The sequence below is a fragment of the Elioraea sp. Yellowstone genome (assembly GCF_006704265.1).
Classification (GTDB): domain Bacteria; phylum Pseudomonadota; class Alphaproteobacteria; order Acetobacterales; family Acetobacteraceae; genus Elioraea.
This window is the reverse complement of the sequence record NZ_VIKA01000286.1, coordinates 1-1,194: the sequence shown is the minus strand read 5'-3', so window position 1 is coordinate 1,194 and position 1,194 is coordinate 1. Positions and strand designations below refer to the sequence as shown.

At 65.6% G+C, this 1,194-nt stretch carries 1 protein-coding gene; it reads right to left on the bottom strand.

Annotated features, from left to right (window positions below; all coding sequences use genetic code 11):
- Window position 1: 1 nt before the first annotated feature.
- A complete protein-coding gene (gene tuf, locus FK498_RS18725) occupies window positions 2-1,192 on the bottom strand; it encodes an elongation factor Tu (protein ID WP_141857215.1) in 1,191 nt (396 codons plus the stop codon).
- Window positions 1,193-1,194: the final 2 nt, after the last annotated feature.

Sequence of the window (1,194 nt, the reverse complement as noted above, 5' to 3'; positions counted from 1 at the left end):
GTCACTGCACGATCTTGGTGACGACGCCTGCGCCGACGGTGCGTCCGCCCTCGCGGATGGCGAAGCGCAGGCCCTCGTCCATCGCGATCGGCGCGATCAGCGTCACCTCCATCCGCACATTGTCCCCGGGCATCACCATCTCCGTCCCCTCGGGCAGCGTCACCACCCCCGTCACGTCCGTGGTGCGGAAGTAGAACTGCGGACGGTAGTTGGTGAAGAACGGCGTGTGCCGACCCCCCTCCTCCTTGGTCAGGATGTAGGCCTCCGCCAGGAACTTCGTGTGCGGCGTGATCGAGCCCGGCGCCGCCAAAACCTGGCCCCGCTCCACCTCCTCGCGCTTCGTCCCCCGCAGCAGCGCGCCGATGTTGTCCCCCGCCTCGCCGCTGTCCAACAGCTTGCGGAACATCTCCACCCCCGTCACCACCGTCTTCATGGTCGGACGAAGGCCCACGATCTCCACCTCGTCGCCCACCTTCACCACGCCGCGCTCGATCCGCCCCGTCACCACCGTGCCGCGGCCCGAAATCGAGAACACGTCCTCGATCGGCATCAGGAACGGGCGATCCTTCGGGCGGTCCGGCTGCGGAATGTAGCTGTCCACCGCATCCATCAGCTTCAGGATCGCCTGCTCGCCGATCTCAGGGTTCCGGTCCTCCAGCGCGCACAGCGCCGAACCCCGGATCACCGGAATCTCGTCGCCAGGGAACTGATACGACTTCAAGAGCTCCCGAACCTCCAGCTCCACCAGATCGAGAAGCTCCGGATCGTCCACCATGTCCACCTTGTTCATGAACACCACCAGCGCCGGAACCCCCACCTGACGCGCCAGAAGAATGTGCTCGCGCGTCTGCGGCATCGGGCCGTCCGCCGCAGACACCACCAGGATCGCCCCGTCCATCTGCGCCGCACCCGTGATCATGTTCTTCACGTAGTCCGCATGACCCGGGCAATCCACATGCGCGTAGTGCCGCGCCTTCGTCTCGTACTCCACATGCGCCGTCGAAATCGTGATCCCGCGCGCCTTCTCCTCCGGCGCCTTGTCGATCTGGTCGTACGCCGTGTACGTCGCCCCGCCCGTCTTCGCCAAAACCTTCGTGATCGCCGCCGTCAGCGACGTCTTGCCATGGTCCACATGACCAATCGTGCCGATGTTGCAGTGCGGCTTCGTCCGCTCAAACTTCGCCTTCGCCATGG

What these genes read in the sequence shown, in the direction of transcription:
- tuf (WP_141857215.1), bottom strand. Translation starts at nt 1,192, where the DNA reads ATGGCGAAGGCGAAGTTTGAGCGGACGAAGCCGCACTGCAACATCGGC.